Raw genomic sequence first — 22,372 nt, forward strand, 5'->3', positions numbered from 1 at the left:
TCTCAGGGCTGCCGCAGTGATGCCGGGACAGCCCTGAGAACCAGCCGGGTCAGCCCAGCGGGGCCGCGCCCCGGTCCTCACCGGCGGGCCGTGGCCGGGCCGCGGGGCCCGGCCAGGTCACGTCAGCGGGGTCGTCACTCCGGTCCTGCCCCGGATCGGCGTCGTCGCGCCGGTGTGCCCGCTGCGCGCCGGCGTGGTGCACGCTCTCCTCGAGGGGTTCGCCGATCGGGTTCACGCCTGCCTCCGCAGGTCCGCGCACTGCTTCTCGTCCGGCAGCAGCGGGCGGAACCGGATCTGCCACTTCTTGCCGGCCGACTCCCACGGCGTACGCTCGCTGGCCTGTTTCGCCAGGGCCAGCACCTTGTCCTTCGCGGCGCCCTCGACCGTCAGGCAGTTGATCCGCAGGTCCTGGTTGAGGAAGGCGCCGGGCAGCTCGGCGGCCGGCCACGTGACCGGGTCGCCGCCCGCGCCGTCACCGGTGTCCTGGTAGGGCGAGGCCAGCACGGCGACCTTCTCCGCCTGGTACGGCTGGGCCGCCGGGCTCGCCGCGTCGGCGAACAGGTCGTGCAGCGACTTCACGAACTCGCTGAGCTTCTTGCGCGCGGCCTGCTGCGCCGGGCTGAGCGAGGCGTCGTCGGGGCGTGCCTCGCTGAGGGCCATCACCTCGACGGACTGCTCGCCGCCGGCGGTGACGACGCTGATCCTCGTGCTGGGGATGTCGGCGACTCCGGGCGTACCGAAATCGGATCCGGATCGGACGCCCGCCGCGACCGCCGCGTCGGTCAGCTCCCGGACCTGGGCCGCGCTGAGTTTGATCTCCTGCAGGTTGGGCAGGGCCGGACCGGGATAGATCAGCGTGACCGGGCCCTCGGTGATCGCGCGGCCGTCGGTGTAGACGGTGAACAGCGGGATCCGGGAGGGGATGGTCTCGGCCGGGACGAATCCCCCGCGGTATTCGACACGCAGGGCGATCGTGGGTGTGGTGGTGGTGCTCTCGGTGACCGGAGCGGCGGAGCCCGGCGAGCCGGCCTCACCGGCGACGCCGGGCCGGGCGCAGGCGCCCAGCAGCAGCAGGGGGACGGCGACGGCGGTCATCAGACCGCGGTTGGTGGTCATGCCCGGTACGACGAGACGGGCCCCGCCGAGGTTCCGGCCGCCGTCAGGAAACCACCCTCGCCCGGCGGCCGAGCACCTCGACCACGTCGCCGGGGTGCAGCTGCCGGCCGCGGCGCACGTCGACCTCGCCGTTGACGGTCACATCCCCGGAGGCGATGAGGATCTTGCCCTCGCCGCCGGTGTCGATGAGATCGGCCAGCTTGAGGAACTGGCCGAGCCGGATCATGTCGCCGTCGATGGGCACGTCACGCATGGGCTCATCATCCGTCACGAGATCTCCTCGAAATCTTCCGGGTTCGCCTTTGAACCATCGGGGCCGGTGATCCGAACTACATGTCGTGAGGCATCTCGGGCTGGCCCGCCGTGCGGGCGCGATGACCGCTGTGACCGCCGTCGGCGTGCTGTTCGCCGCCGGCCCCGCCATGGCGGACGTGACGGTGAATCCGGCGACCGCGCCGCAGGGCAGTGGAGCGAATCTGAGCTTCCACGTGACCAACGACTGCGCGTCGCCGATCAACGAGGTGACACTGCGGATCCCGGCGGACACGCCGGTGGCCGAGGTGTACCCGCTGTCGGTGGACCAGTGGGCGCCGAAGATCACCTATCAGAAGCTGCAGGAGCCGCTGAACACCATCCACGGTGGCACCCCGGCGACCGAGGCGGCGTCGGCGATCACCTGGATCGCGGTGGGCACCACCATCGCGCCGGGCGGCGCGGCCGACCTGACCGTGGCGATCGGCCCCATGCCGACGCTGAGCACGATGCGTTTCATGCTCGAGCCGAAGACCGTCGACGGGAAGACCTGCCCGGCCATGCCCGCGACGATGGCGCTGACCCCGTCCAACGGCGGCATCCCGGTGTCGCACCACGGCGGCGGCGTCACCACCGCCTCGGACACCAGCGCGGCCGAGGAGGCGCTGTTCGCCGAGCTCGTGTCCGACGTCGACGAGGGCCCGTCCTGGCTGTCGATCTCCGGCTGGATCGTGGCGGCGCTGGCGCTGCTCGGCGCCGGCTGGACGATGCTGCGCGGCCGGCACCGGGCCGTCGAGGACGAGAAGGAGCCGGTGGAGGACGAGAAGGAGCAGCCGGGCGAGGACGAGAAGGAGCCCGTCGGCGCCGGCAAGTGGAGCTACAAGGGCTGAGACTCCCCATGCAGGCCGGGCCTGCAGATTGTGGGAAAACCTCACGCGGGTGGGCGTGAGGGAACCGTCGTGGCGAGCGCGTGGGGCGCGGAACCACGACCGGCGGGTGGGGCCCGGGCAAGGCCCGTGATCCGCGCGCCGTGCGGGCGGGACCCTGGTGGTCCCGCCCGCACGGTCATACGGTGACCACGCGTTCCGTGCGCAGCGCGTCGATGATCTCGCGTTCCACCCGGTCGGACTCGTCGTGCGGGACCTGGCAGGTGCCGGCCGCGAGGTGCCCGCCGCCGCCGTAGCGCAGCATCACCTCGCCGACATCCACCGGCGAGGTGCGGTCCAGGATCGACTTGCCGCAGGCGAAGACCGTGTTGAGCTTCTGCCGGCCCCAGATGATGTGCACCGACACCCGCGACTCGGGGAACAGCGCGTACACCATGAACCGGTTGCCCGCCTCGATCACCTCCTCGTCACGGAGGTCGACCACCACCACGTCGCCCTCCATGTGGCACACCCGGTGCAACTGGTCGACGAACCGCTGCGTGCACTCGTGGAACAGCTCGGACCGCTCCACCACGTCCGGCAGGGCGAGGATCTCGTTGACGTCGTTGTGCTCGATGCAGGCGTCGATGAGCTGCATCATCAGCTGGTAGTTGGAGATCCGGAAGTTGCGGAAGCGGCCCAGGCCGGTGCGGCTGTCCATCAGGAAGTTCAGCAGCGTCCAGCCGGTCGGGCTGAGGATGTCGGTGAGCGTGTAGTCGGCCGAGTCGGCCTGGTCCACGGCCCGCATCAGGTCGTCGGTGACCTTCGGGAACCGCTCCTTGCCGCCGAAGTGCTCGTAGATGACCCGGGCCGCGGACGGCGCCTCCGCGTCGATCACGTGGTTGCCCAGCCCGCCGGTGTTGCGCAGGGTCTCCGAGTGGTGGTGGTCGAAGACCATGTTGGCGCGCGCGTCGTACGGCAGGTTCGTCAGGATGTCCCGGTCGGAGATGTCCACGACGCCGTCCTGCACGTCCTTGGGGTGCACGAAGAGGATGTCGTCGATCATGTCGAGATGGCGCAGCAGTACGGCACACACGAGACCGTCGAAGTCGCTACGGGTCACGAGCCGGTACTTCACAGGGTCCCCCTCGGTTGCCAGACCTTTGACCCCAGTTTGCCACTTTTTTCGCTATGGTCCGGCCCGCATCGACGTACCGACGTGTTCACCGACACGTTGTCCCGCTTTGCAGGAAGCGGATGAACCCTCGGAGGGTCACCGGCCGTAAGGTTCAAACGGACGGTTACGACCCGGTCGGAGGACTCGCAGACCATGGACCACGCACCTCAGCTCATCCAGGAGCGCAGCGCCCCGCCAGCCACGCTGGTGATCTTCGGCGCGTCCGGCGACCTGACCCGCCGCAAGCTGCTGCCCGCGGTGGAGAACCTCGCCCGCCACGGCCGCCTGCCCGACCAGTTCGCGCTGGTGGGCGTCGCGCGTACACCGATGAGCGACGACCAGTTCGCCGAGAGCGCGCTCGGCGGCCGCAGCCTCGCCGAGAAACGGCAGCTGAGCGGTGGCATCCGCTACGTGGCCGGCGGCTACGACGACCCGGAGACCTACAAGCGCCTCGCCGAGACCCTCGACGAGCTGGACGCGGTCCGCGGCACCTCCGGCAACCGGCTCTTCTACCTGTCCACCCCGGCCGGCGCGTTCGAGCCGGTGATCAACGGGCTGGCCGGCGCGGGGCTCAACCAGGCGCGGGAGGGCTCCTTCTCCCGGCTGGTCATCGAGAAGCCGTACGGGCGGGATCTGGCCACCGCCCGCGAGCTCGACGGGATCGTGCACGGCGCGTTCGAGGAGCACCAGGTCTTCCGGATCGACCACTACCTGGGCAAGGACACCGTGCAGAACGTGTTGGCGCTGCGTTTCGCCAACTCGATCTTCCAGCCCATCTGGGACCGGTCGTGGGTCGACCACGTGCAGATCACGGTGGCCGAGACCCTGGGCGTCGGCACCCGCGGCGGCTTCTACGAGAACGCCGGCGCGATGCGTGACATCGTACAGAACCACGTGCTCCAGGTCCTCGCGCTCGCCCTCATGGAGCCGCCCGCGTCGTTCGAGGCCGAGGGCCTGCGCAACGAGAAGGTGAAACTGCTCCAGGCGATCCGGCTGCCCACCGACCGGGACGTCTCCGAGGCCGCGGTCCGCGGGCAGTACACCCGGGGCGGCACCCGCGAGGAGCTGATGGCCGGTTACCGCGAGGAGGTCGGCGTCGACCCGCTCTCGCGTACCGAGACGTATGCGGCAATGCGGCTCAACGTCGACAACTGGCGCTGGGCGGGCGTGCCGTTCTACGTGCGGACCGGCAAGCGCCTCCCGGCCCGGCTCACCGAGGTGGCGCTGCAGTTCCAGCGGCCGCCGCACCTGCCGATCCCGACCGACCAGCTCACCGGCCTGGAGGCCGACGCGCTGATCCTGCGGATCCAGCCCAACGAGGGCATCTCGCTGCGCTTCGGCGCCAAGGTGCCCGGTCACTCGTTCCGGGTGCGGACGGCGAGCATGGACTTCTCGTACGATCAGACGTTCGTCGAGGAGTCCCCGGAGGCGTACGAGCGGCTCCTGCTGGACGCGCTGATCGGTGACGCGTCGCTCTTCATCCGCAGCGACGAGGTGCAGCAGTGCTGGCGCATCGTCGACCCGATCATCGAGAACTGGGAGAAGGACAACTCCCCCATCCCCACCTACGAGGCCGCGTCCTGGGGTCCGACCGACGCCGACCGGCTCATCGGCCGTAACGGCCGCAAGTGGCGCAACGCGTCCTGAGTGGCGCAACCTGCGTGTGGTGACGGGCTCGCATAGGGTATTCATCGATCCCCGGCGAGCCCGTTCCACGCAAAGGACACACCGACATGCAGGTCTCGGTCGCGCACCATCCACCGAACACGGCAGTGCTGGTCCTGCGCGGGTCACTCGACATCGACACCGCCCCGGCCCTGAAGGCGAATCTGACGAGGCTCGTCGAGCGGCCCGCCCCGCGCGTGGTCGTGGACGTCTCCGGCCTCGACTTCTGCGACTCGATGGGTGTCGGTGTGCTGGTCACCGCGCACGGCCGGGCCGCCGAGCGGGGCGGCTGGGTCCGTCTCGCCGCCCCGTCGGGCTTCCTGCGCCGGCTCTTCGACACGCTGGGGCTCAGCGACTACCTGCCGATGTTCCCCGACGTCGCGGCGGCCCTCAAAGAGGAGTGACCGGCGCTCTCACAGCGGGGTGACCGACGCGAGAGCGGCCACCGCCGCACCGCGGGCCCCGGCCATGTCCCGGTCGGGCACCAGGGCGAAGGTGGCGACCGCCTTCTGCTCGTCACGCAGGTCGGTGTTCTCCCGGACGGTGTTGAGGAACCACTGCCGGAAGTGCGGCGCCGCCTCGACCACGCCGCCGCCCAGGAAGTACGCCGACGGGTCGGTGAAGTTCGCCGCGATGGTGAAGAGTTTGCCGATCGCCTTGGCCTGCTGGCCGAAGACGGCGAGCGCGAGCGGATCCTCCTTCTCCCCGTAACCGCGCAGCGCCTTGGCGGCCGTCGCGATCGGCTCCGAGGCGAGCGGGTGATCCGGGAAGCGGGTCAGCCAGTACGGCAGCAGGTTGTTCTTGATGCCGGTCAGCGAGGCGATGCTCTCCACGTCGCCGGAGAACCCGCAGTTGCAGCGCGGCACGGGCTGGCCGTCCTCGAGGACGCCGTGCAGCGGGATCTGCACGTGGCCCAGCTCGCCGGCCATCCCGGCCGCGCCGCGGACCACCTGGCCGGCCTCGACGACACCGCCGCCCAGGCCGGTGCCGACGATCGCGGAGACCGACGAGTGCGCCGCCGCGTCGGCGCCGAAGTGCTGGTGGTGCGCGTAGAGGGCGGCCGCGTTGCCGTCGTTGTTGTAGACCACCGGCATGGCCAGCCGGGCCTCCAGGGCGCCGCGGATGTCGAACCCGTGCCAGGAGACCTGGTTGAAGTTGGTCGCGCCCTTCGACGAGATCACCCCGTGCGCGCTGGCCGGGCCGGGCGTGTCCAGGCCGACCGCACGGACCAGGGACAGCGGTGTCCTGGTCAGCTCCAGAATGTTGGTGAAGGCCTCGGCGAGGGCCTCGACGGCGGACTCCGGCCCGTCGAGCACCCGGCTCGGGTTCTCCACGAGGTTGTTGACGAGGAACTGTCCCGTCGCGTCGAGAACGGTGGCGTTGTTGCAGGTGCCGCCGTTGTCGAGCCCGACGACGACCCAGGAGGACGGGGTGCGTACGGTTTCAGCCTGATCCACGGTCTTGAGACTAGGTCAGTACCTGGTGCCCGGTCACGGGTGCGTCCGGATTGCGGGTGCGTTAGTCACGGTTGCAGCGGCGACTCGACACCGGATCCGGGCCGAACCGTCTGGCATGACAAAGCCGACCCGCCGTACCGTGCTCGCCGGTTCCGTCGCCACCGCCGCTCTCACCGTCACCGGCCTGGCCGTCGAGACTCCCGCCGCCGCTCTGGCCGCGCCCGTCTCCGACCTGGCCCGGGCGATGGGCGACGACCCGATCGCCCACCTGCTGCGCCGCGCCACCTTCGGCGCCACGCCCGAGTCGCTGGCCGAGGGCCGGCGGCTGGGAGTGAACGGCTGGCTGGACCGGCAGCTCGACCCGGCGCGGATCAGCGACACCCGGTGCGACGGTGTCCTCAAGCGGCTGCCGATGGCCGGCGCCGACCCGGTCACCGTGCGGGCCACGCTGCCGAAGGACTCGTACGACGCGTTCAAGCAGCTGGGCCGGGCCGCGATCGCCCGCGCCGCGTGGAGCGAGCGGCAGCTGTTCGAGCAGGCCGTCGCGTTCTGGGCGAACCACCTGCACGTGGCGGCCCCGTCCAGCGGCGTCTGGGACACCCGTGCCGACTACGACACCACGGTCATCCGCAAGCACGCGTTCGGGAAGTTCGCCGACATGCTCAGGGCCAGCGCCCGGCACCCGGCCATGCTGACCTACCTGGACCAGCGGTCGTCGACGAAGGCGCACCCCAACGAGAACTACGCCCGCGAGCTGATGGAGCTGCACACCGTCGGCGTCGGCCACTACTCCGAGGCGGACGTGCTGGCCGCGGCCCGGCTGCTCACCGGCATGACGGTCGGCAAGTCGTCGCGGGCGTACGTCTACGACGCCTCGCTGCACGCCACCGGCGCCGTCGACGTCCAGGGCTTCCGGCACGCCAACACCGCGGCGGACGGTGAGGCCGCCGCGTTCGCCTTCATCGACCACCTGGCCCGCCGCCCGGAGACCGCCGAGCGGATCGCCCGCAAGCTGTGTGTCCGGTTCGTCGCCGACAGCGCCCCCGAGTCGCTGGTCGCCAAGCTCAAGAAGATCTACCTCGACAACGACACCGCGATCGTGCCGCTGCTGCGGGCGCTGTTCCTGTCGCCCGAGTTCGCCGGGTCGGCGGGGCAGAAGGCGCGCACCCCGTTCGAGGACGCGGTCGCCACCATCCGGGCGCTCGGCCTGGGACCGGACGCCTCCGGCGTGAAGTCGCTCGATGCCCTCTACAACCACCTGGTGCAGGCCGGGAACGCCCCGTTCCGCTGGAGCCCGCCGAACGGCTACCCGGACGTGGCCGCCGCGTGGGCGTCGCCGTCGGCGTTCCTGCTGCGCTGCAACCTGCACCTGAACCTGGCCGCCGGCTGGTACCCCAAGCAGCTGGCCCGCCCGGCGGATCTGCTGAAGTCGCTGGTTCCGGTGCTGCCGGGGACGTACGGGGCGCTCGTCGACGCGCTCGCCGTACGCCTGATCGGGGTGAAGCTCCCGGCCGCGCACACCGCCGCCGTGCTCAGTGTCGCCGGGAAGCTGCCGACCAGTCCTCTGACCGCCAAGGACAAGTCGCTGGCCGGCGCCGCGCCGTACCTCATCGCTCTTGTTCTTGACTCGCCGTCCTTCCAGCTGAGGTGACCGATGACCGCACCACTGCTCTGCTGTGACGAGAACGAGAAACTGCAGCTCACCCGCCGGGGAGTGCTCGGCCGCGGGCTGGCCGTCGGCGCCGGGGCCGCGCTGACCGGCCTGGCCGGGGAGGCGCTGAGCACCAACCTGGCGTTCGCCGCCGGGGCGTACACCGGGGACACCCTGGTCGTGGTGTCGCTGCGCGGCGGATTCGACGGACTGTCGGCGTTCGCGCCGATCGGGGACGCCGACTACTACCGGGCGCGACCCGGGATCGCGGTGCCGAAGGCGAAGGTGATCGGCGGCGACGGCGGCATGTTCGGCCTGCACCCGGCGCTGGCGCCGCTGCTGCCGCAGTGGACCGCCGGGAAGTTGGCCGCGGTGCACGCGATCGGCCAGCCCGACCCGACCCGCTCGCACTTCGCCGCCATGGAGGCGATGGAGAACGCCGCGCCCGGCACCTCGATCCGCAGCGGCTGGCTCGACCGGATGCTCGGTGTGACCGGCGCGTCCGGGCCGCTGGCCGCGGTGTCGCTGGGTGACGCCATGCCGGCCCGGCTGCTGGCCGGACCGGCGGCGGACGTGTCGATGAAGGGCCTGGACGACTTCACGCTCTCCGCCGACGGCAAGAAGCCGATGGCGGCGGCGTTGCGGGCGATGTACGCCGACGCGCCGCCCGTCCTGGCCGGGCCCGCCCTGGCGGCTGACCGGGCGCTGGCCGCCACCACGACGGCCAAGGCCGCCTACACCCCGGCCAACGGCGCGGTCTACCCCGACTCCGACCTCGGTGGCGCTCTGCGCGACGTGGCCCGGCTGATCAAGGCGAAGGCCGGGCTGGTCACGGCCGCGGTCGACTGCGGCGACTGGGACATGCACCAGGGGCTCGGCCCGGCCGTCGCCGGCCAGCGGATGTACGACAACCTGCACGACCTCTCCACCGCGCTGGCCGCCTTCGTCACCGACCTCGGCGAGCAGGCCATGAAGAGCGTGACCGTGCTGACGATCAGCGAGTTCGGCCGCCGGGTCGCCGAGAACGGCTCCCGCGGCGTCGACCACGGCCACGGCAACGCGATGATGCTGCTGGGCGGCGGGATCCGCGGCGGCCGGGTGTACGGCGACTGGCCCGGCCTGGCCCCGCAGGCGCTCGTGGCGGGCGACCTGGCGGCGACCACCGACTACCGGTCGGTGATCGGCGAGGTGCTGCAGAAGCGGTGCGGCGTCGGCGCCCTGGACAGTGTCTTCCCGGCGGTGAAACCGTCGTCGTTCGGGCTGGCCGCCGCCCGCTGACGGGATGATCGACAATTGACCCCCGCTGATCGGCGGGCCGGAAGCCGCCATTCCCGCCGATCAGCGGGGGTGGCGGCGGCATATCGATATTGTCCGTGCGAATGATCCCCGTTAGCCTCGATGATCATCAAGGTCACGGGGAGGAAACCACCTTGCAGAATCGCAAGAATCGAATACTGCGCACCGCTGGCGCCGCTACCGCGTCGATGACGCTGGCCGCCGCCGGCCTCTGCCTCGCGACGGCGTCGCCGGCCCAGGCCAAGGCCCGCTGCAACGGAGCCAAGCCGGCCATCGACGGGACCACGTTCCGCAACGACACCGACCAGACCATCATGGTCAAGGGCGACAAGTATGTCGGCAAGGACTCCGCCGGCAAGGCCAAGTACAAGACCGTCGAGGTCGCGGTCGGCCGTAACGGCGGCACGGCCCTGGGCGCCGGCGTCTGCGACGCGGACTTCATCAAGACCTCGTGGGACTGGCTGTACAACGGCGTCGAGCTCGTCGACGGCGACTCCTGGCGCAAGATCGCGGGATCGTGGTCGTGCTGGAACACTCCGCGCACCGGATATCGCATCAGTTGCGGCTGACACCCGCCACGGGCATGTGACGACTCGATCCCGTCGATATCAGGAATAGGAAGGAAAAGGGGTCGGCGTCCCTTTCGGGAAGCCGACCCCTTTTCTTTTCCGGTTACCGAATCCGGTTGGATCCGCCGAACCGGTTCGTCACTTGGCGCCGGCCGCCCGGCGCTTCGAGTAGACGTCGAAGGCGACCGCGGCGAGCAGCACCAGACCCTTGACGAGCATGACCTGCTGCGGCTTGGTGGCGCCCATCAGGCCCATGCCGTTGTTGATCACACCCATGATGAGGCCACCGGTGATCGCTCCGATCACCCGGCCGACACCGCCCTGGACCGCGGCGCCGCCGATGAAGGCGGCCGCGATGGCGTCCAGCTCGAAGCTGTTGCCCGCCGTCGGCCCGGCCAGGTTCAGCCGGCCCGCGAAGATCAGGCCGGCGACCGCCGACAGCACGCCCATGTTGACGAAGAGCCAGAACACCACGGACTTGACCTTGACACCGGACAACGTGGCGGCCTGCAGGTTGCCACCGACGGCGTAGATCTGACGGCCGAACACCGCCCGGTTGGTGACCATGGTGTACGCGACGACCAGCAGCGCCAGCAGCACGAGCACCCACGGCAGGTTGCGGAACCGGGCGAGCTGCACGACCAGGAACATCACGATGACCGCCGGGAGGACCACCTTGAGCAGGAACATCCACATCGGGTCGACCGCCTGGCTGTAGCGGATGCGGCCGACCCGCGTCCGGTACTGCAGGAAGCCCATGACCACGACGACCACGACGCCGACGATGATGCTGAACAGGTCGGCGCCACCCAGCTCGGCGCCCAGGCCGACGTTGCCGAGGAAACCGGGAATGAACCCGTTGGCCAGCGTCCGGATCTCGTCGGGGAACGGGCCGATGCCCTGGTTGCCGAGGATGGCGTAGGTGACCGCGCGGAACAGCAGCATGCCGGCCAGCGTGACGATGAAGGCCGGGATGCCGAAGTAGGCGACCCAGTAGCCCTGCCAGGCCCCGACCAGAGCGCCGAAGATCAGGGTGGCGATGACGGCGACCGGCCAGGGCAGGTCCATGTCGACCATCATGACCGCGGCCAGCGCGCCGGCGGCCGCGACCACCGAGCCCACCGAGAGATCGATGTGACCGGCGATGATGATGAGCACCATGCCGATCGCGAGGATCAGGATGTAGGACTGCTGCACGATGATGTTGCTGAGGTTCTGGGGCGACAGCAGCACACCGTCGGTCAGGACGGCGAAGATCACGATCGTCAGCGCGAACGCGATGTAGATGCCACTCTGCTTGAGGTCGAAGTCGACCTTGCGAGGGGCGGCGTCTGCGGGGGGCACGGCCGGCGCTTTGCCGGCACGGGCGGGGGCGGCCGTCACGGCGCGACCTCCTGTACTTCCTTCGTCATCAGGGTCATCAGGCTCTCCTGCGTGGCTTCGGCGCGCGGCACCTCGCCGGTGATCCGGCCGGCCGAGAGGGTGTAGATGCGGTCACAGATCCCGAGGAGCTCGGGCAGCTCGGACGAGATGACCAGCACGGCCTTCCCCTCGTCGGCGAGCCGGTTGATGATCGTGTAGATCTCGTACTTCGCGCCGACGTCGATGCCGCGGGTCGGTTCGTCGAGGATCAGCACGTCCGGGTCAGTGAAGATCCACTTGGAGAGTACGACCTTCTGCTGGTTGCCGCCGGACAGCTTGCCGACGACGGCGTCGACGCTCGGCGACTTGATGTTCATGCTGGCCCGGAACTCGTCCGCGACCTTGAACTCCTCGTTGCCGTCGACCCAGCCGCCCCGGGCCAGCTTGCTGAGCCCGGCCGCCGAGACATTGCGCTTGATGTCCTCGATCAGATTCAGGCCGTACCGCTTGCGGTCCTCGGTCGCGTAGGCGATGCCGTGGTCGATCGCCGCGCGCACGTTCCGTGCCTCGATCTCCTTGCCGTCCTTGATCAGCTTGCCGGAGATGTTGACGCCGTAGGAGCGGCCGAAGACGCTCATCGCCAACTCGGTGCGCCCGGCGCCCATCAGGCCGGCCAGCCCGACGATCTCACCGCGGCGCAGGCTCAGATTGGCTTTGCGGACCACCGCCCGATCGGGCTGGGACGGACTGTAAACCGTCCAGTCGACGATCCGCAGCGCCTCCTCGCCGATCTTGGGCGTGTGGTCGGGGTACCGGTGCTCCATGTCGCGGCCGACCATGCCCGCGATGATCTTCTCCTCGGTGAGGTTCGCGGTGTCGTCGGTCCAGATGGTGCGCCCGTCCCGCAGGATGGTCACCCGGTCCGAGATTCCCATGACCTCGTTGAGCTTGTGCGAGATGATCACGCAGGTGATGCCCTCGTCGCGCAGGCCGCGGAGCAGGTTCAGCAGGTGGGCCGAGTCCTCGTCGTTGAGCGCCGCGGTCGGCTCGTCGAGGATCAGCAGGCGGACCTCCTTGGAGAGGGCCTTGGCGATCTCCACGAGCTGCTGCTTGCCGACGCCGAGGTCGATGACCGGCGTGACAGCGCTCTCGGCGAGGCCCACCCGGCGCAGCAGCTGGTCCGCGGCGGCGTTGGTCCGGTTCCAGTCGATCCAGCCGCGCGTGGCCTGCTCGTTGCCGAGAAAGATGTTCTCGGCGATGGAAAGGTTGGACGCGAGTGCCAGTTCCTGGTGGATGATGACGATGCCGCGATGCTCACTGTCGCGGATGCCGGAGAAATGGCAGAGGTCGCCGTCATACTCGATGTCGCCCTCGTAGGTGCCGTGCGGGTAGACACCCGAGAGCACCTTCATCAGGGTCGACTTGCCGGCCCCGTTCTCGCCGCAGATGGAGTGGATCTCTCCTCTGCGGACTTCGAGGTTGACGTCCTGCAGCGCCTTGACGCCCGGGAACGTCTTGGTGATGCCGCTCATCCGCAGGATCGTGTCGGTCATGGAGCCCTCCTATGGGCTGGGCCGATGAGGCCGTGCCCCCGCCCGCCGGGGGACGGGCGGGGGCACGGAACCTACATCACTTCAGCTGGTCGGCCGTGAAGTAGCCGGTTGCGACCAGTTCCTTCTCGTAGTTGTCCTTGGTGACGATGAGGGACTCGAGCAGCTGCGACGGGACGACCTTGACACCGTTGTTGTAGTCGGTGGTGTTGTTGGTCTTCGGGGTCTGGCCCTTGAGGATCGCGTCGGCCATCTCGCCGGTGGCCTTCGCCAGGTTGCGGGTGTCCTTGAAGATGGTGGAGTACTGCTCACCCTTCATGATCGACTTGACCGAGGCGAGCTCGGCGTCCTGGCCGGTCACGATCGGGTAGGCCTGCGAACCGGTGCCGTAACCGCCGGACTTGAGGGCCGACAGGATACCGATCGAGATGCCGTCGTAGGGCGACAGAACGCCCTGGACCTTCGAGCCGTCCTTGTAGGTCGAGGTCAGGATGTTCTCCATGCGCTTCTGCGCGGTCTCCGGGTCCCACCGCAGCGTGGCGACGGTCTCGAAGTCCTTCTGGCCGCTCTTGACGACGAGGGTGCCGTCGGCGATGTACGGGTCCAGGATGCTCTTGGCGCCGTTGAAGAAGAAGGTGGCGTTGTTGTCGTCCGGCGAGCCGGCGAAGAGCTCGACGTTGAACGGGCCCTTCTTGTCGGCGACCTTGTTGCCGGTCGCGTCGAGCACGCCCAGGCCGGTCAGCAGCGAGGTGGCCTGCTGGACACCGACCTTGAAGTTGTCGAAGGTGGCGTAGTAGTCCACGTTCGGGCTCTTGCGGATGAGCCGGTCGTACGCGATGACCTTGATGCCGGCCGTCTTGGCGTTCTCCAGCTGGGTGGTGATCGCCTCGCCGTCGATCGACGCGATGATCAGCACCTTGGCGCCCTTGGTGATCTGGCTGTCCAGCTGCTGGGTCTGGGTCGGGATGTCGTTCTCCGCGTACTGCAGGTCGACCTTGTAGCCCAGGCCCTCGAGCTGCGACTTGAGGTTGTCGCCGTCGTGGATCCAGCGCTCCGAGGACCGCGTCGGCATGGTGATGCCGATCAGGGCGCCTGCGGTGTCGCCGCCGCCGGCGGACTCCTTCTCGGAGGTCTTCTCGGCGTTGCCGCAGGCAGCCATCGTGGCGACCATGGTGGCAGCGGTCAGAACGGCCGCGAGCCGGGGATATTTCACGGTGGATCTCCTCTTTGAGAACGGGTGTTACAGGGGGCGGGCCAGACGGAAATACGCCTGGTTCCAGCGCACCCGGTCGGAGAAATCCGCCGGGGTGGTGCGCTCATCGATCAACAGAAGCTCGGTCTGTGCCATCTCGGCGAAGTCACGAAGTGTCTCCGCGCCGACCGCCTGGGTGAGCACCGTGTGGTGCGGCCCGCCCGCCGTGATCCAGCACTCGGCGGAGGTGGACAGCGACGGTGCGGGTTTCCACACCGCGCGTGCCACGGGCAGGTTCGGCAGCGGCTCGTCCGGCGGGATCACCTCGATCTCATTCGCGACCAGGCGGAACCGGTCACCCATGTCAGCCATGCCCATGACCACCGCCGGGCCGGGGGCCGCGTCGAAGACCAGACGCACGGGGTCCTCCCGGCCACCGATCCCCAGCGGGTGGATCTCGGCACGCGGCTTCGCTGACGCGATGGACGGGCAGACCTCGAGCATGTGCGCGCCGAGGATCTTAGGCTCACCCGGACCGAAGTGGTAGGTGTAATCCTCCATGAATGAGGTGCCACGTCCGGTTCCGGAACCCATCGCTTTCACGGTCGCCACCAGAACCGACGTCTTCCAGTCGCCCTCGCCGCCGAAGCCGTAACCGTCCGCCATCAGACGCTGCACGGCGAGTCCCGGCAGCTGCCGCAGGCCGCCGAGATCCTCGAAGTTGGTCGTGAACGCGCCGAAGCCGCCCTCGGTCAGGAACCGCCGCAGGCCGGCCTCGATGCGCGCCGCGTAGCGGAACGAGTCGAGGCGGTCGCCGAGCAGCTCCGGGGCGATCTCGAAGATGTCGGAGTACTCGGCGATCAGCTTGTCGATCTCGGCGTCGGACACCTGGTCCACGACCGCCACGAGGTCGTTCACCCCGTACGTGTTGACCGAGACGCCGAACCGCAGCTCGGCCTCGACCTTGTCGCCCTCGGTGACCGCGACGTCGCGCATGTTGTCACCGAAGCGCGCCAGCCGGAGGCTGCGCAGGTGCTGCAGGCCGGTCGCGGCCCGGGCCCAGGCGTCGATCCGCTTCACCACGGCCGGGTCGGCGACGTGCCCGGCGACCACCTTGCGCGGCACACCGAGCCGGGCCTGGATGAACCCGAACTCCCGGTCGCCGTGGGCGGCCTGGTTGAGGTTCATGAAGTCCATGTCGATGGTCGACCACGGCAGCGACCGGTTGTGCTGGGTGTGCAGGTGCAGCAGCGGCTTGCGCAGCGCGTCGAGCCCGCCGATCCACATCTTGGCCGGCGAGAACGTGTGCATCCAGGCGATCACGCCGATGCAGTCACGGTCGGCGTTGGCGTCCAGCATCACCTGCTTGATCGCGCCGGAGTCGGTGAGCACCGGCTTGCCGACGATCTCGGCGGTCAGGCCACCGGCGGCCAGGGTCCGCTGGATCTCGGCGGACTGGTCGGCGACCTGCTGGAGGGTCTCCGGGCCGTAGAGATGCTGGCTACCGGTCAGGAACCAGATCTGCGGGTTCATCGGTTGTTCCTTTGGTCGAAGAAGTTCAGGCGCCCGCGGCAGCACGGCGCAGCATCGCCGGAACCGGCAGGCACGTCTTCATCCGGTCGCCGGACTCCAGGGACGCCGGCAACCCAATGATCTTACGTCCGGAAACGGGGCCGCCGTCACCAAACGTCACGCCATACCCGGCCATGGGATGCACCTCCGAGGGGTGGCCGGGAGGGTGGCCGTGGCCACAACCCGGCGGGAGAACCTCAGTGTTATCGCTAACAAATAGCCTGTCAACGGCAGTTGGCAACAACGAGGTAACGGCCCCTTAACGTGGGCGCAGAGTAATCGCTCAGATGCGCCGGGGGGCGCTTTCCCGGACGATCAGCTGCGGCGGCACCACGATCTGGTCAGCCATGCCGGAGTCGTCCCGCATCTGGCCCAGGAGCAGGCTCAACGCGGCCCGCGCCACGTCACCGAAGGCCTGCCGGACGGTGGTCAGCGGAGGGATGAAGTAGGCCGCCTCCGGGACGTCGTCGAAACCGACCACGCTCACGTCGTGCGGCACCCGCCGGCCGCGCTCGTGCAGCGCCCGCAGGATGCCGAGCGCCAGATGGTCGTTCGCGGTGAAGATGGCGGTCACCTCGGGCATCCGGGCCAGCATCTGACCGGTCCGGTAGCCCTCCGCGGCCGACCAGTCGGCCGACAGCAGCGGCGGCACCTCGGCGCCCGCCTCCTCCAGGGTCTGCCGCCAGCCCTGGATCCGCCCGGCCGAGTCGAACCAGTCGGTCGGGCCGGACACGTGCCAGACCGTCTCGTGGCCGGCGTCGAGCAGGTGCCTCGTCGCCGCCCGGGCGCCGGCCACCTGATCCACCGTCACCAGCGGGCGCCCGCTGGCCGGATCGCCGTCGATGAACACGACCGGCAGGTCCTCGGGGATCTCGGCCAGCGCCTCGGTGGCCGACGCGGTGTTGGCGATCACGACCAGGCCGGCGACCCGCTGGTCCAGGTGGCGGTCGACGACCGCCGAGATGGAGGAGCGGTCCAGCTCGCGGACGCTGCCCACGCTCACCGCGAAACCGGCGTCCGCGGCGGCCTGCTCGAACTCGCTGAGCATGGTGGCCGGGCCGAAGAGGGTGCTGTTACGGGCGACCACGCCGATCAGCTGGGAACGGCCGGTGACCAGGGCACGAGCAGCGCGGTTGGGCCGGTAGCCGAGCTCGGCGATGGCGGCCCGGACCCGGATGCGGGTCTGCTCCTTGACATTCGGATGATCGTTGAGGACGCGCGAGACGGTCTGGTGGGACACCCCGGCCAACCGGGCCACATCCGTCATCGCTGGGCTACGTGATCCCTTGTCCACTTGCGCACCTCGTCCGATCCAGTTCTGATGGAGCGTAGCGGGGACCCGCACCCGCTCACAGATTTCAGAAATGTTATCGATCACATCGGCTTTTCACGAGCCCTGCGCGGACGATCTTTGGCGACACGTACCCTCGGCAGCAATGGAACCATCAGAAAAAGCCGGGGCACCATCGGGAAACACCGGGCCGGGTGTGCTCGGCAGCTTAGCGGACGAGGGCTTCACCTCGTTACGCCGGGCCGCCGCACCGCGCGCCGAGCGCTACGAGATCGGCCGGTCGCTGCGGGAGCGCTCGCCCCGCTCCGAGATGGCGCACTGGACGGCCCCCGACCGCCGGCCCGACCCGGTCGCCCAGGTCGTCGCCACGCACGAGGGCCGGCTCGGACGTCTCGTCCCGGTCCGGATCGGCCGGATGATGGCCTCGCCGTACACGTTCCTGCGCGGCACCGCGGGCCTGATGGCCGACGACTTCGCCGGCCTTCCCTGCACCGGCATCACCCCGGTCATCTGCGGCGACGCCCACCTCGGCAACTTCGGCTTCTACGCCTCCCCCGAGCGGGAGCTGGTCTTCGACCTCAACGACTTCGACGAGGCCCACCCCGGGCCGTGGGAGTGGGACCTGCGCCGCCTCGCGGTGAGCGTGCACGTCGCCGGCCGGGTCAACGGCTTCCGGGAGAGTTCCTGCTCCGACGCCGTCCAGCACTGCGTCGAGTCGTACCGGGACCAGATCGCCCACCTCGCCGAGCAGCCGCTGCTGGCCCGCTCGTTCGACCAGCTCGACGTCGAGGGCATGCGCTCGGCGGCCAGCAAGGCGAGCTTCCGCGACGAGATCGAGCGCGCCGCCCGCCGTGCCCGCCGGCGCACCAGCGACCGCGCGCTCCCCCGGTTCACCGAGCGTAACGACGGCGCCATGCGGCTCGTCGAGGAGCCGCCGCTGATCACCCGGCTGCCGGCACACGAGCGGGAGCAGCTCGCCGAGGCCCTCGACGGGTACCTCAGCACACTCAAACCGCACTGGGCGCGGATCCTCGGCGGGTACCGGATCGTCGACATCGCCCACAAGGTCGTCGGCGTCGGCTCGGTGGGGCTGCGCGCCTACGTCGCCCTGTGCGAGGGCAGCAGCCCCGACGACGTGCTTTTCCTGCAACTCAAACAGGCCCGCCGCTCGGTCGTGGCGAGACATCAGCACGGGGCGCTCGCCTGGCACCGGCACCAGGGGCAGCGCGTCGTGGAGTACCAGCAGGCCCTGCAGACCGTCAGCGACCCGCTGCTCGGCTGGACCACGGTCGGCGACCACCAGTACTACGTGCGCCAGTTCCGCGACATGAAGGGCGCCATCGTCGTCGACGACATCAACGCCGGCGCGCTCGCCGACTACGCCGCCATCTGCGGCTTCCTGCTCGCCAAGTCACACGCCCGGACCAGCGGCGCGTCCATGATCGCCGGCTACGTGGGCAGCGGCGACAAGCTCGACGAGTCGCTCGCCCGCTTCGCCCGGGCGTACGCCGACCAGGTCGAGAACGACCATGAAGCCCTGGTCGCCGCGGTCCGCCGCGGCGATCTGCCGGCCGAGCCGGCCTGATCCACCCCGATGACCCCGACCCCTGATGAGGTACGCCCGTGAGCGGCACCGTTCCACTCGACTCCCCCGCGCTCGCCACCTTCTGGACCGAACGCCACCTGTGCACGCTGACCACCCTGCGCGCCGACGGGTCCCCGCATGTGGTCGCGGTCGGCGCCACCCTCGACCCGGTCGCCGGCCTGGCCCGGGTGATCGCCTCCGGCACCTCCACGAAGGTCCGCAACGTGCTGCGCGGCCGGCAGCGGGTGGCGATCTGCCAGGTCGACGGCGGGCGCTGGAGCACCATCGAAGGGCTGGCCGTGATCCGCGACGACCCGTCCTCGGTCGCCGACGCCGAACAGCGCTACGCCGCCCGCTACCGGCAGCCGCGCCCCAACCCGGCCCGCGTCGTGATCGAGGTCGAGATCACCCGGGTGCTGGGCTCCGCTTCGCTGTCGGCCGGATAGCCCTTCGCCGCCGGTCTCGTAGGCTGCTGTGCATGAGCACTCCGCCGGAGATCGCCGACAGCGTGCTGCTGCCGGGTCATGACGTTCCGCTCGGCCGGTACACGACGGTCCGGCGGCTGCTGCCGCACCGGGAACGGCGCATGATCGGCGCCTGGTGCTTCGTCGACCACTTCGGTCCCGACGACGTCAGCGGCCGCCCCGGCATGCAGGTGCCGCCACACCCGCACTGCGGCCTGCAGACGGTGACGTGGCTGGTCGACGGGATCATCGAGCACCGCGACAGCCTCGGCAGCCACCAGCTCATCACCCCCGGCCGGCTCAACCTGATGACGTCCGGGCACGGCATCGCCCACTCCGAGCACACCCCGCCCGAGCACCCGGACGGCATGCACGGCCTCCAGCTGTGGATCGCCCTGCCCGAGGACGCCCGGCACGGGCCGGCCCGCTTCGAACACCACGCCCGCCTGCCGTCGCGACAGGACGGTGACGTCACGGTCACCGTGGTCGTCGGACGGCTCGGCGACCTGCGATCCCCGGCCGGCGTGCACTCGCCGCTGGCCGGGGCCGAGATCGTCCACGACGCGGCGACCTCGCACACCCTCGATCTGGACCCCGCCTTCGAGTACGGGATGCTCGTCATGTCCGGGCAGGCCACCGTCGCCGGGACGCCGCTGGCACCAGGCTCCCTGCTGTACCTCGGCGACGGCCGCGACAGCGTCGACCTGGCCACCGAGGGGCCGGCCCGGCTGTTCCTGCTCGGTGGCGAGCCGTTCGACGAGCCGCTGGTCATGTGGTGGAACTTCGTCGGCCGCAGCCACGACGACATCGTCCGGGCCCGGGCACAGTGGATGGCCGGGGAGCCCTACGGCTCCGAGAGGTTCGGGATCGTCGACGGTTGCCCGGCCGATCCGCTCCCGGCTCCCGAGCTTCCGACGGTACGGCTGAGGGCGCGCGACCGGCACGGGAACATGGACTGACCCTGCGCCGCTCCGCACCCGCGCCCCGGCCGTCCTCCTACATTCGCGGCCGGCCGTCCTTCACATTTCCGGGCGCGGCCGTCATGATCGTCCGATGACGCCCGCCCGACTTCTCGCGGTCCTGGCCGGCGTACCCGGCCTGCACCCGCACACCGACCAGCGGGTGCCCCCGACCATCACCTGGGACGACGGCCCGTCCGGACGTACCGCCGCGGCTGCCGTGGCCGCCGCCGGCTTCACGGTGACCGAGCCGTTCTGGGCCGGGGCGCTCGTCGACGTGGGTGTCGAGCCGTGCGTCTTCCAGCGGGTCCTGCGCCCCGAGACGGCCGCCCTGCTGTGGCTGCACAGCACCGAACCGGACACCCCTGGCGGCGACGCCGCCCTCGCCCAGCGGGTCTTCGCGGCCGACCTGCCCGCCGAGGGCCACCGGCCCGCCACCCACACCGACGAACTCGCCGTCCACCTGCTGATCGGCGAACTGTCCGGCACCGACTTCGGCGGCGACGACCTGTTCACCCGGATGGGCGCGACCGTCCGGCGCATCTTCGGCGGCCGGCCCGGCCTCGTCGAACTCGCCGGCCGCGCCGTCATCTGACCCGTGGACGGCGCGCACACCGCCTACATCCGGGCCGTCGCCGCCGCGCTCGAAGCCGCCGGGGTGCCGGTCGCCGACTGGCGGGCCGACAGCGGCCCGGTCCGCGACGGATGGATCCCGTTCGACCTGACCCGGCAGATGCGCCTGCACGGGCGGCCGGTGTGGGACCACGACGAAGCCGGGGCCGGATGGTCCGAGGAGCGGGGCTGGTATCTGCTCACCGTCGACGACCGGGCGGGGCGCTCGATCCGTACCACCGAGGCTCTCGCCGTGCCGACACTCGCCGCGCCGGGCACCGTGGCCCGGGCCGTCGCCTGCCTCGCCGGTCTTCCGGTCCCTCCGCGGCCCGCCACCGCGCCGCCCACGGACGCCCTTCCCGGGCCGCCGTCCGCGAGCCCGCCGGCGCCGCCCGCCGCCGCCGGCACTCCGGACACCACGCCCTCCCGCACGCCGGAGGCGTCGGCCGCCGCCATCGCTCCGGGCGCCACGCCTTCCCGAGGACCGGACGCGCCGACGTCCGCCGCCGCGCTGTCGTCCGGCGGCCTTGCGGCAGGTGACGAGGGGGACGCCGACTTTCCCGGGCATCGGGCCGGGGTGGACGATCCCGCGTTCGAGGCGGTGCTGCGGCGTTATCGGGCGCGTCGCACAAAGTCCGTTGACGGGTGGCGGGAGGCGGCGGAAGGTCGAGGGTAGACCTACCGAGACACCGGCGGAGGAAGCCCGTGACCCTCCTCGACGCCAGCCGAATCGCCCTGATCCTCGCCGCGCCGGGGGTGGTGGCGGCCGGATGCCGTTACGTTCCGCGATGGTGCGCCGCTCTGGCCGAGCGCCGGCGGCCGCCCGTCCCGCTGCCCTACGGACCGCCGATCGAACGGCTCGCGGCCGACCTGCGCCGGCTGCTTCGCCTGCACGGTGAACTTGCCGCGTCGGCGCACTCGGCGTTCTGCGCTCATCGGGTCTGGGCGGTCGAGGCGGCCATCGGCATGCGGGCCATCGAGGCGGCCGTCGCCTTGGAGGTGCCGCACCCGCATCCCGATGCCGCGGCCACGCTGACCCGGACGCAGTTGTCCGCGCTGCTCACCGCTCTCGCGGCGGCCGGCCTCGTCCTGCCGGCCGGGGTCAGCGGGTTCACCATCGACGGCCGCCTCTGAGCACCGCTCACTCTCGGCCCGTTGCGCCGCCCGCAACGGCGGATCGAGCGACTCCCCCATCGACCCTTCGGCTCTGGGTGGACACGACAAAGGTCCGTGCGGATGGGGCGAGGTGGGTGGGAGGACGGCGGCGGAATGACAGGATCCCGCCGCCGCCTCCGGGCCCGGCCCGCGAACCCGGGTGACGCTCGCCGCGGGGATTCGGAGGGGGCGTCCTCCCCGCGGGGTCTTCCGGGCACGACGCGGCCACCCTGCTGGGGGTGGATGACCGCTGGGCCGGGGGGCTCTCGGAGAAACGGAAAGGACAGCGGCGGGAGATGGGCTCCCGCCGCTGCCTCCGTCCCGGCGACGCGCCAAGAACCGCTCACCGCGAGAAGACGAGGGGGCGCCGTCTCAGCGGAACGTCTCGGGCGCGACACGGCCGCCGTGAAACTGGGGGGGCGGCAGCCGTGGGCCGGGAAGTCAGGGCCGCGATGAACCCGCCGGGACATCATTGGCCGCGGCGGGTGCTCCTCCACCGTGACAGATCACCCATCCATGATCCGCGACCACGGAGCGTGTCCTTCGCCACCCGCCGGTCACGCGGGAGACACCGTTCGTTC

At 70.4% G+C, this 22,372-nt stretch carries 22 protein-coding genes; 12 read left to right on the top strand and 10 right to left on the bottom strand.

The window, feature by feature from the left end:
- Positions 1–49: 49 nt before the first annotated feature.
- From BM290_RS08290 to BM290_RS08300, 3 genes are read right to left on the bottom strand one after another with little or no spacing between them, the layout of a single operon-like run.
- On the bottom strand, positions 50–235 hold the full coding sequence (locus tag BM290_RS08290) for a hypothetical protein (protein ID WP_093611697.1): 186 nt from the start codon (positions 233–235) through the stop codon (positions 50–52).
- Positions 232–1,116 (bottom strand): hypothetical protein, encoded by an 885-nt coding sequence (locus tag BM290_RS08295; RefSeq protein ID WP_093611699.1) that lies wholly within the window; start codon positions 1,114–1,116, stop codon positions 232–234. Before BM290_RS08295 ends, BM290_RS08290 begins: the two co-directional genes overlap by 4 nt.
- A 43-nt stretch (positions 1,117–1,159) precedes the next feature.
- On the bottom strand, positions 1,160–1,369 hold the full coding sequence (locus BM290_RS08300; protein ID WP_093611701.1) for an RNA-binding S4 domain-containing protein: 210 nt from the start codon (positions 1,367–1,369) through the stop codon (positions 1,160–1,162).
- A gap of 85 nt (positions 1,370–1,454) precedes the next feature.
- Between BM290_RS08300 and BM290_RS08305 the strand changes: the two genes are divergently transcribed.
- A complete protein-coding gene (locus BM290_RS08305; RefSeq protein WP_093611703.1) occupies positions 1,455–2,258 on the top strand; it encodes a DUF1775 domain-containing protein in 804 nt (267 codons plus the stop codon).
- Positions 2,259–2,433: 175 nt separating this feature from the next.
- On the opposite strand, the gene BM290_RS08310 is transcribed toward BM290_RS08305, so the two are convergent.
- Positions 2,434–3,372 (bottom strand): DHH family phosphoesterase, encoded by a 939-nt coding sequence (locus BM290_RS08310; protein ID WP_093611705.1) that lies wholly within the window; start codon positions 3,370–3,372, stop codon positions 2,434–2,436.
- Between the two features lie 192 nt (positions 3,373–3,564).
- On the opposite strand from BM290_RS08310, the gene zwf reads away from it, so the two are divergent.
- Together zwf and BM290_RS08320 are read left to right on the top strand one after the other, a co-directional pair.
- Positions 3,565–5,058: a glucose-6-phosphate dehydrogenase gene (zwf, locus tag BM290_RS08315; RefSeq protein ID WP_093611707.1), complete on the top strand. Its 1,494-nt coding sequence runs from the start codon at positions 3,565–3,567 to the stop codon at positions 5,056–5,058.
- A gap of 86 nt (positions 5,059–5,144) precedes the next feature.
- Entirely contained in the window at positions 5,145–5,480 is a 336-nt protein-coding gene (locus tag BM290_RS08320) for an STAS domain-containing protein (protein ID WP_093611709.1), read from the top strand.
- Positions 5,481–5,489: 9 nt separating this feature from the next.
- Here the strand turns inward: BM290_RS08320 and BM290_RS08325 are convergent, their stop codons facing one another.
- Positions 5,490–6,533, bottom strand: a complete 1,044-nt coding sequence (locus BM290_RS08325; RefSeq protein ID WP_093611711.1) for an ROK family protein — start codon at positions 6,531–6,533, stop codon at positions 5,490–5,492.
- Between the two features lie 115 nt (positions 6,534–6,648).
- Here BM290_RS08325 and BM290_RS08330 point away from each other — a divergent pair, with 115 nt between their 5' ends.
- The 3 genes from BM290_RS08330 to BM290_RS08340 all read left to right on the top strand — a co-directional run bounded on the left by BM290_RS08330 (position 6,649) and on the right by BM290_RS08340 (position 10,049).
- Positions 6,649–8,184: a DUF1800 domain-containing protein gene (locus BM290_RS08330; RefSeq protein ID WP_093611713.1), complete on the top strand. Its 1,536-nt coding sequence runs from the start codon at positions 6,649–6,651 to the stop codon at positions 8,182–8,184.
- Between the two features lie 3 nt (positions 8,185–8,187).
- Positions 8,188–9,462 carry a DUF1501 domain-containing protein gene (locus BM290_RS08335; protein ID WP_093611715.1) on the top strand — a complete coding sequence of 425 codons (1,275 nt, stop codon included), beginning with the start codon at positions 8,188–8,190 and terminating at the stop codon, positions 9,460–9,462.
- A 152-nt stretch (positions 9,463–9,614) separates the two neighbouring features.
- A complete protein-coding gene (locus BM290_RS08340; RefSeq protein ID WP_143133665.1) occupies positions 9,615–10,049 on the top strand; it encodes a hypothetical protein in 435 nt (144 codons plus the stop codon).
- Between the two features lie 138 nt (positions 10,050–10,187).
- Here the strand turns inward: BM290_RS08340 and mmsB are convergent, their stop codons facing one another.
- The 5 genes from mmsB to BM290_RS08365 form a co-directional block, all read right to left on the bottom strand.
- The gene (gene mmsB, locus BM290_RS08345) at positions 10,188–11,432 is read right to left on the bottom strand and encodes a multiple monosaccharide ABC transporter permease (protein WP_093611719.1); all 1,245 of its coding nucleotides are present in this window, start codon (positions 11,430–11,432) and stop codon (positions 10,188–10,190) included.
- Positions 11,429–12,964 carry a multiple monosaccharide ABC transporter ATP-binding protein gene (mmsA, locus tag BM290_RS08350; RefSeq protein ID WP_093611721.1) on the bottom strand — a complete coding sequence of 512 codons (1,536 nt, stop codon included), beginning with the start codon at positions 12,962–12,964 and terminating at the stop codon, positions 11,429–11,431. Before mmsA ends, mmsB begins: the two co-directional genes overlap by 4 nt.
- Positions 12,965–13,040: 76 nt before the next feature.
- On the bottom strand, positions 13,041–14,174 hold the full coding sequence (gene chvE / locus BM290_RS08355; protein ID WP_093611723.1) for a multiple monosaccharide ABC transporter substrate-binding protein: 1,134 nt from the start codon (positions 14,172–14,174) through the stop codon (positions 13,041–13,043).
- Positions 14,175–14,201: 27 nt separating this feature from the next.
- Positions 14,202–15,686, bottom strand: a complete 1,485-nt coding sequence (gene araA, locus BM290_RS08360) for an L-arabinose isomerase (RefSeq protein WP_093611725.1) — start codon at positions 15,684–15,686, stop codon at positions 14,202–14,204.
- 322 nt (positions 15,687–16,008) lie between these two features.
- The gene (locus tag BM290_RS08365; protein WP_093611727.1) at positions 16,009–16,992 is read right to left on the bottom strand and encodes a LacI family DNA-binding transcriptional regulator; all 984 of its coding nucleotides are present in this window, start codon (positions 16,990–16,992) and stop codon (positions 16,009–16,011) included.
- A 220-nt stretch (positions 16,993–17,212) separates the two neighbouring features.
- Here BM290_RS08365 and BM290_RS08370 point away from each other — a divergent pair, with 220 nt between their 5' ends.
- The 6 genes from BM290_RS08370 to BM290_RS08395 all read left to right on the top strand — a co-directional run bounded on the left by BM290_RS08370 (position 17,213) and on the right by BM290_RS08395 (position 21,770).
- Positions 17,213–18,601, top strand: coding sequence for a DUF2252 domain-containing protein (locus BM290_RS08370; protein WP_239143235.1), 1,389 nt, complete (start codon positions 17,213–17,215; stop codon positions 18,599–18,601).
- Positions 18,602–18,639: 38 nt separating this feature from the next.
- The gene (locus tag BM290_RS08375) at positions 18,640–19,047 is read left to right on the top strand and encodes a TIGR03618 family F420-dependent PPOX class oxidoreductase (RefSeq protein ID WP_093611731.1); all 408 of its coding nucleotides are present in this window, start codon (positions 18,640–18,642) and stop codon (positions 19,045–19,047) included.
- A gap of 32 nt (positions 19,048–19,079) precedes the next feature.
- On the top strand, positions 19,080–20,024 hold the full coding sequence (locus BM290_RS08380; protein ID WP_093611733.1) for a pirin family protein: 945 nt from the start codon (positions 19,080–19,082) through the stop codon (positions 20,022–20,024).
- Between the two features lie 94 nt (positions 20,025–20,118).
- A complete protein-coding gene (locus tag BM290_RS08385) occupies positions 20,119–20,619 on the top strand; it encodes a hypothetical protein (protein ID WP_093611735.1) in 501 nt (166 codons plus the stop codon).
- 3 nt (positions 20,620–20,622) lie between these two features.
- Positions 20,623–21,312: a DUF6292 family protein gene (locus tag BM290_RS08390; RefSeq protein ID WP_093611737.1), complete on the top strand. Its 690-nt coding sequence runs from the start codon at positions 20,623–20,625 to the stop codon at positions 21,310–21,312.
- Positions 21,313–21,341: 29 nt separating this feature from the next.
- Positions 21,342–21,770 (top strand): hypothetical protein, encoded by a 429-nt coding sequence (locus BM290_RS08395; RefSeq protein ID WP_239143234.1) that lies wholly within the window; start codon positions 21,342–21,344, stop codon positions 21,768–21,770.
- Positions 21,771–22,372 lie beyond the last annotated feature (602 nt).

The sequence above is a fragment of the Actinoplanes philippinensis genome, assembly GCF_900113015.1.
Lineage (GTDB): Bacteria > Actinomycetota > Actinomycetes > Mycobacteriales > Micromonosporaceae > Actinoplanes > Actinoplanes philippinensis.

Bases quoted from the DNA above. Each gene is read 5' to 3' on its own strand.
- BM290_RS08295 (WP_093611699.1), bottom strand. From the start codon at position 1,116: ATGACCACCAACCGCGGTCTGATGACCGCCGTCGCCGTCCCCCTGCTG.
- BM290_RS08300 (WP_093611701.1), bottom strand. From the start codon at position 1,369: ATGCGTGACGTGCCCATCGACGGCGACATGATCCGGCTCGGCCAGTTC.
- zwf (WP_093611707.1), top strand. From the start codon at position 3,565: ATGGACCACGCACCTCAGCTCATCCAGGAGCGCAGCGCCCCGCCAGCC.
- BM290_RS08320 (WP_093611709.1), top strand. From the start codon at position 5,145: ATGCAGGTCTCGGTCGCGCACCATCCACCGAACACGGCAGTGCTGGTC.
- BM290_RS08330 (WP_093611713.1), top strand. From the start codon at position 6,649: ATGACAAAGCCGACCCGCCGTACCGTGCTCGCCGGTTCCGTCGCCACC.
- BM290_RS08335 (WP_093611715.1), top strand. From the start codon at position 8,188: ATGACCGCACCACTGCTCTGCTGTGACGAGAACGAGAAACTGCAGCTC.
- mmsA (WP_093611721.1), bottom strand. From the start codon at position 12,964: ATGACCGACACGATCCTGCGGATGAGCGGCATCACCAAGACGTTCCCG.
- araA (WP_093611725.1), bottom strand. From the start codon at position 15,686: ATGAACCCGCAGATCTGGTTCCTGACCGGTAGCCAGCATCTCTACGGC.
- BM290_RS08365 (WP_093611727.1), bottom strand. From the start codon at position 16,992: ATGACGGATGTGGCCCGGTTGGCCGGGGTGTCCCACCAGACCGTCTCG.
- BM290_RS08380 (WP_093611733.1), top strand. From the start codon at position 19,080: ATGAGCACTCCGCCGGAGATCGCCGACAGCGTGCTGCTGCCGGGTCAT.
- BM290_RS08385 (WP_093611735.1), top strand. From the start codon at position 20,119: ATGACGCCCGCCCGACTTCTCGCGGTCCTGGCCGGCGTACCCGGCCTG.